The 6,323-nt window shown below is 63.6% G+C and carries 6 protein-coding genes; all 6 read right to left on the bottom strand.

From position 1 onward, the window contains the following. Nucleotides 1–383 precede the first annotated feature (383 nt). Complete coding sequence (locus VFC51_20270) at nucleotides 384–1,622, bottom strand: WcaI family glycosyltransferase (protein ID HZT09367.1); 1,239 nt, start codon at nucleotides 1,620–1,622, stop codon at nucleotides 384–386. Beyond that, nucleotides 1,623–2,417 carry a class I SAM-dependent methyltransferase gene (locus VFC51_20265; GenBank protein ID HZT09366.1) on the bottom strand — a complete coding sequence of 265 codons (795 nt, stop codon included), beginning with the start codon at nucleotides 2,415–2,417 and terminating at the stop codon, nucleotides 1,623–1,625. Next, nucleotides 2,414–3,538: a glycosyltransferase family 4 protein gene (locus tag VFC51_20260; GenBank protein HZT09365.1), complete on the bottom strand. Its 1,125-nt coding sequence runs from the start codon at nucleotides 3,536–3,538 to the stop codon at nucleotides 2,414–2,416. Before VFC51_20260 ends, VFC51_20265 begins: the two co-directional genes overlap by 4 nt. After that, nucleotides 3,539–4,717, bottom strand: a complete 1,179-nt coding sequence (locus VFC51_20255) for a glycosyltransferase family 4 protein (protein HZT09364.1) — start codon at nucleotides 4,715–4,717, stop codon at nucleotides 3,539–3,541. Between the two features lie 92 nt (nucleotides 4,718–4,809). Then, nucleotides 4,810–5,634 (bottom strand): class I SAM-dependent methyltransferase, encoded by an 825-nt coding sequence (locus VFC51_20250; GenBank protein HZT09363.1) that lies wholly within the window; start codon nucleotides 5,632–5,634, stop codon nucleotides 4,810–4,812. 84 nt (nucleotides 5,635–5,718) lie between these two features. Beyond that, on the bottom strand, nucleotides 5,719–6,323 hold a 605-nt coding region (locus VFC51_20245; GenBank protein ID HZT09362.1), incomplete at its 5' end, for a hypothetical protein.

Below are 6,323 nucleotides of genomic sequence, written 5' to 3'. Positions count from 1 at the left end.
TGAGTTTGATCGTGAGAGCGATCACGATCCAAAGCGGGAGTAGCGCGGTGATCGCGAGCAGTGAGAGCACAATGTCCAGCAAGCGCTTCGCGACGACGTACGTCCGCGACGCCCCGGTAATCTGGATCGCCGTTGACGCAGGTGAAACTGCAAGATACCCGCTTGAGATCGACACAGGCGTGCCCCGGACCTGTAGTTGAAGGCAGCCGAACTAGGATACCAACGCGTTCGTTCTGCGGCAAGAAGCCGAACGGAGAAACGGAGGCCGCGTTCATCGGTCTCGGCCGCTACGCTGAGCCTCCACTCCTCGTCGTGGCTCAAGGTGAGCTCGGCTCAGCAAGATAGCACACGCGCTCGCGGCCCACAGGCGAATAGACGTGGTTTCACCCGCACATGACGAGGCGTTCCAAGTGCTCCGCGAACCTGATGAGCCCGCGCGTCTTCGACATGTTACTTTCTGCGTAGAGCCGCCCGTTCCGGCCAAGACGCTCGGCATCCTGCGGCGCCTGCATCAGTGACCGGATCGCCGATGCCATGCCCGCGGCGTCTTCCGGCGCTGTGACGATGCCGGCATCTGCGCGCTTCAAGAGGCGAGCGGTCTCGCTGTCAGGATGGACCGCGGCGAGAATTGGCCGGCCGGCCGCGAGGTAATAGCCGAGCTTGCCCGGGAGGACGATGTCGCGAACGCCGGCGACCTGGGTGATGACGAGCAAATCCGCGGCTGCGAGTTGTCCCGCCAGCGAGGCCCGTGGTTGGAGTGGAAGAAAGCGCACGTTCTTCAACCGCAGGTCTTTGGCTCGTCGCCGCAAGGCGGGCGCCCTGGGGCCGTCGCCGATGACGCAGACTGTCGCGCGCGGATCGCCGGCGAGCAACGCCGCGGCGTCGATCAGCGTCTCGAGTCCCTGCTTCGACGCAAGGCTGCCCGAATACATAACGACGAATGCGTCAGCGGGTATCCCGTGGACCTCCCGAAAGCTCGGGGCGCATGGCGTCGGACGGATCTCGTCGGTGTCGACCCAATTGGGCAAGAGTGCGATCTTGCCCGCCGGTACGCCCTTCGCCCGCAGGTTGCGGGTGAAGCCATCGGAAATCACGCCGATCGAATCGGCGCGCGCATAGACGAACCGTTCGAGGGCGCGGGCGATGCGCACCGGGAGACTGCCCTCCGCTAGGGCCCCGACCGCGACCGCGGCGTCGGGCACGATGTCCTGCACGTGCAGGAATAGCCGTGCCCGGCGCCATTTGCAAATGAGGCTCGCGGTTAGGCCCACCTGCAAGGGAGGAGAGACGGCTACGACAACATCCACAGGACCGGCCGCGGCGCTGGCCAGGAGCGACGATGCTGCGAAAGAGCTGTCGAACAGAACTCGCATTTTCGCTGAGGTCGGGTTCCTCGGGACGAACAGGAAGCAGCGCGTCACCGGTATGCCGCGTACGGTTTCGGCCATGAAGAGCTTGGAGCGATAAGGAGCGGGAATGCTCCACTGCGGGGCCATGGGGAATCCCGTCACGACCTGTACTGAATGACCCCTGCGCGCCAGGCATTCGGCCAGATCCGCGGTGTACGGTCCGATCGACGTGGTTTCCGGCAGGTAGTTCAAGCCGAGGATCAAGACGCGCACTCAACCGGTCCCTGGTCGGCGTGCCATCGCACCGTTGCGTGTGGCTACGTATTTCAGCGAGTTACCCCACCGACCCACGAGCACGTTAGCGATGTGAAACGCTATCCAGAAGAAGGCGAATCCGAGGCGACCGGACAGCCGCTCGTAGATGCGGAAGGACCAGGGCTGGTAGTAGATCAGGTGCTGGCGCGCCCCGGCACGCACGAACCCTGTATCCCCGACGATTCTGTCCAATTGCGGGGGCGTAAACCGGTAGACGTAGTTTCCGACGTCTTCCCAATCGCCCGAAATCCCGAGACGCACGGCGAGGCGAGTAAGGGGCGCCTGAGCAGGCTCGGCCAGCGCGATGGTGTGGGCCACGCGCGCCATCTCTAGGATCGCCGCCGACGGTTGGGGCAGGTGGTGGAGTCCGTCGTGGACGAACGCAAGGTCGGCGGTACGGTCGCGGAAGGGTAGACGCTGCGCGTCAGCGACGACGAGGTCGTATGCGACGCCGTGGCGCCTCGCGCGCTCCTGCGCACGCCGTAGGCAATCAATCGACAGATCGGTGGCGATGACCTTGAGGCCCTGCCGAACCAGGAATTCGCTGTCCATCCCGGAACCGGCACAAAGGACGACAGCCCGAGCGCCTCTCGGCGGACGCGCAAGTTGGACGAGTTGTCGCAACTTGTAATGGATGAGGTAACGGACCGGTTTCGGATAACCACGCGGACGCTCGATTTCGATCTCCCCGTCCACGTTGTCGCGGTAGAAGGCAAGCTGCTGGTCGTGCTGTCGCTGTTCTGTTTCGCTCATGCGGACCGTCCGGTGTCCTGAGCCGTTTCGGATAACGAAGTTGCGACGATCGACCAGATTCGCTCTGCGAGCGGAGGCGAGGTCAGCCGCTGGTATGTCTCGAACGCGTTCACCTGGGTCCTATGGAGGGTGGCGCGGTTGCTGAATGCACGGGCGAGGGCCTCGAACACGCCATCGGGGTTGGCTGGATCGAATAGGTAGCCGTTCCACCCGTCGACGACGTAGCTCGGCTCGGGGCCCTGATGCCAAGCCAGGTTCGATGCGACGACCGGGGGCAGACTGAGTGACATGAGGTGTACGACACTCAGCCCGGCGCGGCCAGGATAACATCCAAGGGCACATGAGCGCGATATGTCCGCCACGGTTGCGTCGTCGTAGACCGCGCCGTGCAGTACCACCCACGGTCTGTCCCTCGCGAGCGCGCTGAGCACCTCGAGCTCTTCCCCGTCACCGATTACGTGCAAGGTGACCGGGTGTCCGTTTTCGCGCAGCCGCTCCACCGCTCGAACGAGCTGACCGACGCCAGAACCTGAACGCAGCCGCCCGACAAAAAGCACTCCCGGTTCATTGCCCTTTTTTTCGACCGGAGGAACGGGATGGGAGTTCTGCTGTGAGTTGTCAGCGACGGCCAGCTTCCTGCTCGGTAGCCCCACGTCCTCAAGGCTCTGCCGGACGATGTCGGCGTAGCAGATGTACCTGGCCGCCAGGACCAGGATGACGCGATACGTCCACCGACGAACCCGGCCAGCCTCGGGATGCTTGAAGAGGCCGTGACCATGCACGAGAACAGCGATACCTAACAATCGGCCGACCAACAACGTGAGCCAGAAGCTCGCGTACCACGGGTTGCCGAAGATGATGATGGCGTCCGGTCGCCGCCGGATGACCTCCCAGACAGCGCCGGCCTGCAGCAACCCGATGCGCTTTCCGACAGGTCGGAACGTCCTGATCTCTTGGTAGGTTAACCCCTTCACCGGGCGCGGCCGAAGCGACCCAAAGCCTCGCGCGCTTTCTGGAGGCGAGTACAGGACGGTGAGGTCGCACCGCCGAGCGAGCCCTTCGTAGAGACCCATACGGTATTCGGTCAGTTGCGGCTGAATGAAGAAAACGCGCGGGCGCACCTACAAAGATGCTCGATGGGTTGGTTGCTCCCCTACGGCGGCCAAACCGGCGTGGATGATCCACCGTAGGTTGGCGGCAACAGAGCCCGGAGCGAAGCGCTGAACGGCGAGCCGGCGCGCACGCTGTCCGTAGCCAGCGGCATCTTCGACTACGTTCGCCATCGCATCGACGACGTCATCGATCCGGAAACGCAAGACGTATCCCGCCGCGGCCTCCGCCACGCCCGGCATGTCCGCCTCCTCGGACACGATCGGCGGAGTGCCGGAGGCTAGCGCCTCGACGGCCGCCAGCATCGTCTCCTCGAAGATGGTGGGGAATCCCACGAAGGCATCCGCCAGGTAATACAACTCGAACCGCTCGTCGTAGATGTCCCGTAGGACTCTGATTGAATCCGCCACGCCGCTCGCGGCAATCTTGGCCGACATTTCCCGTTCGTAGCCGTGATCGCGACCGACGATGAGGAGCACGCTAGATCCGGCCCGACGTCGCTTGAACTCCGAGTAGGCGTCGATCAAGCGCCCTATACCCTTCGCCTCATGGAACCGGCCGACGAACACGAAGACGGCCGCGTCTCCCGGTATACCGTACTTTTGGCGCATCCCTGCCCGAATGGCGGGCCGTTTTCTCTCCTCTAGGAAGTGGCTGGGGTCCGGGTAAGCCGCGTGGAGCGGAAGCACCTCTACACGGCAGGCGGCGTTCCATCGATGTGCGGCGGTGCAGTAGACGCGCTCCTCGTGCGCGTTCTGAGCGAGTCCGACGTCGACCGCGCGGAAGAACGCGCGGCCGAAGCCCGCGTCGTAGAGTTTCCGCCAGGGAGAGGGCTTCTCATGGAGCATGCCGAAGGCGGAGTGGATGTGGAGGAGCCGATGCCCGAAAGTGCGCTTCAGCGCGATGGCATAAAGTGGCAAGATCCCGCGCACGTCGCACGTGTGGAGCACGGCCGGCCCTCGCCAGCGGCCGATCCGGGTCGCCACGTCTAGCAGCAGCGTGGGTGGGACCAGGTAGACTGCACGTCTGCCAAGACGGGGCAAGATGAGCCGATGACGCCGAACGGTGCCGGGGTCGCAGGAGTAGTGGGCCTGTCTGAGACGGCGGTAATCGTGGTTGAGGTCCGTCGTCGCGATCTGGACTTCGGCCCACCCGTCGAGCCAGTGCGCGTAGTCATGCAAGACACGCACTGGTCCGCCGAACCCCCATGCCGGGGCGTAGAAGTTCGACATCTGAATGTAGAGGAGCGGGCGTTGCGGCGCTTCGCCTCGCGCCGCTTTGTTCAGATCCCCACCTCTAGTGGCTGCTCCTTAGCGCACAGATAGCTCTTCCACGCCACGCTGTCCTGGAGCTGAGGCACCCAATCCACCGTGAGCACCGCCATATCGACGACGCGCAGACCGTGCGCCCCAAGTGTCCTGAACAGCGCCGGCTCGTTGAAGTGGATTTCCGGCATTTTGACACCGTATGCGTGCTTCACAAATGCCAATGTCTCGGTCTTCTGGAGGACGGGTGTTCGGTGGAAGAGTACGAATCTTCGCGCTACACGGACGGCCTCCGCGACCGCAAGTCTGAAATCGGAAACGTAAGGGAGGCAACAGCCTGACACGACGATGTCAAACGATCTGTCTCGATACCCCAGGTGGGTGGCATCCTGAACGGCGAAGGGGATCGCTGGATAGTACTTTCGCGCTAAATCGACGAAGTGCAGCGAATAGTCCGCTCCATAATACTGAGCTTGGATGCCGCAAATCTCGAGCACTTCGGCGTAGTAGCCGCTGGAGCATCCAATCTCGACGATGCTGCTCTGGTCGAGGCGATCCACGTTTCGCCTGAGCAATTCGACGAATGCGTCGAAGACGTCGATCCGTACACCTTTTCGGAATTGAGTAATCTGTTGATCGACGAGCTGGCGCTGCGCCTGGGGTACGGTCCCGTGTCGCCAAGCGTCCGAGTGGCGAGCCGCCACCGCGGATGGCTCCTCGTCGTCTACTGCGACATAGGTCCGGCGCAAACCCCCGGCCAGCCGCAGCAGCTCGCGCAGGAACGGCGTCAACCGCGCGTTAGCCCGGAAACGCGCCTGGATCGCGCCAGTCAAGCTCGACATGCCACCAACCGACACCCGAGAACCCCGATCTCGATACAGATGCTCGGCAAGGCTAACACAGGGGTGGGCTGGCTCATGGCCGGCTCATCCGCTCGACGGCTCCTGCAAACGGCGACGGATCGTCCGACTCAGGGCGCCGACAAGCACGGCCAGGAAGACGCTGCTGGACAAAAGCATGCCGGAAACAGCGCCCGCGGCGCCAAAGGTCTTCACCAGAACGATGCCGCCCAGGACTACTCCCGCGGCGGACAGATACCCCAGGAAAACGAGGTCCGGACGCTGCGATGCTTTGAGCGCGTCGTTCACGGATCCGGCGACGCCGTTGACGACGGCGAGCAGGGCGAATCCAGGAAGCAGGGCGGCCACTTCGTCGTACTTACCCCGATAGATGTAGTGAACAAGTGGAGGACCGACCGCGACCAACCCGAGCGCCGCCGCCGTCGTCGCCCCGAGCGTGAGCACCCCTCGACGCACCACCAATTGAATGAACTCCCGAATGTGACCGCGCGCCATGAGCCCACTGGCTCGCGGGAGGAGCAGCATCGAAATCGCGGTGAGGGAAACGTCGACTGGCGTGATGAGGTTTTGCCCCGCGCGGACGAGGGCGACGTCAGCTGGGGAGAGGAGGATCGCGAGCAGCCAGTAGTAGCCTTGATTGGCCGCTTGGAAGACGAAAGCGGTTACAACGA

This window comes from Chloroflexota bacterium, from assembly GCA_035652535.1.
Lineage (GTDB): Bacteria > Chloroflexota > UBA6077 > UBA6077 > SHYK01 > DASRDP01.
The sequence above is the reverse complement of the archived record's forward strand: the minus strand, read 5'-3'. Positions and strand labels throughout refer to the sequence as shown.

Coding starts and splice junctions, on each gene's coding strand:
- VFC51_20265 (HZT09366.1), bottom strand. CDS start 2,417: ATGAGCGAAACAGAACAGCGACAGCACGACCAGCAGCTTGCCTTCTAC.
- VFC51_20250 (HZT09363.1), bottom strand. CDS start 5,634: ATGTCGAGCTTGACTGGCGCGATCCAGGCGCGTTTCCGGGCTAACGCG.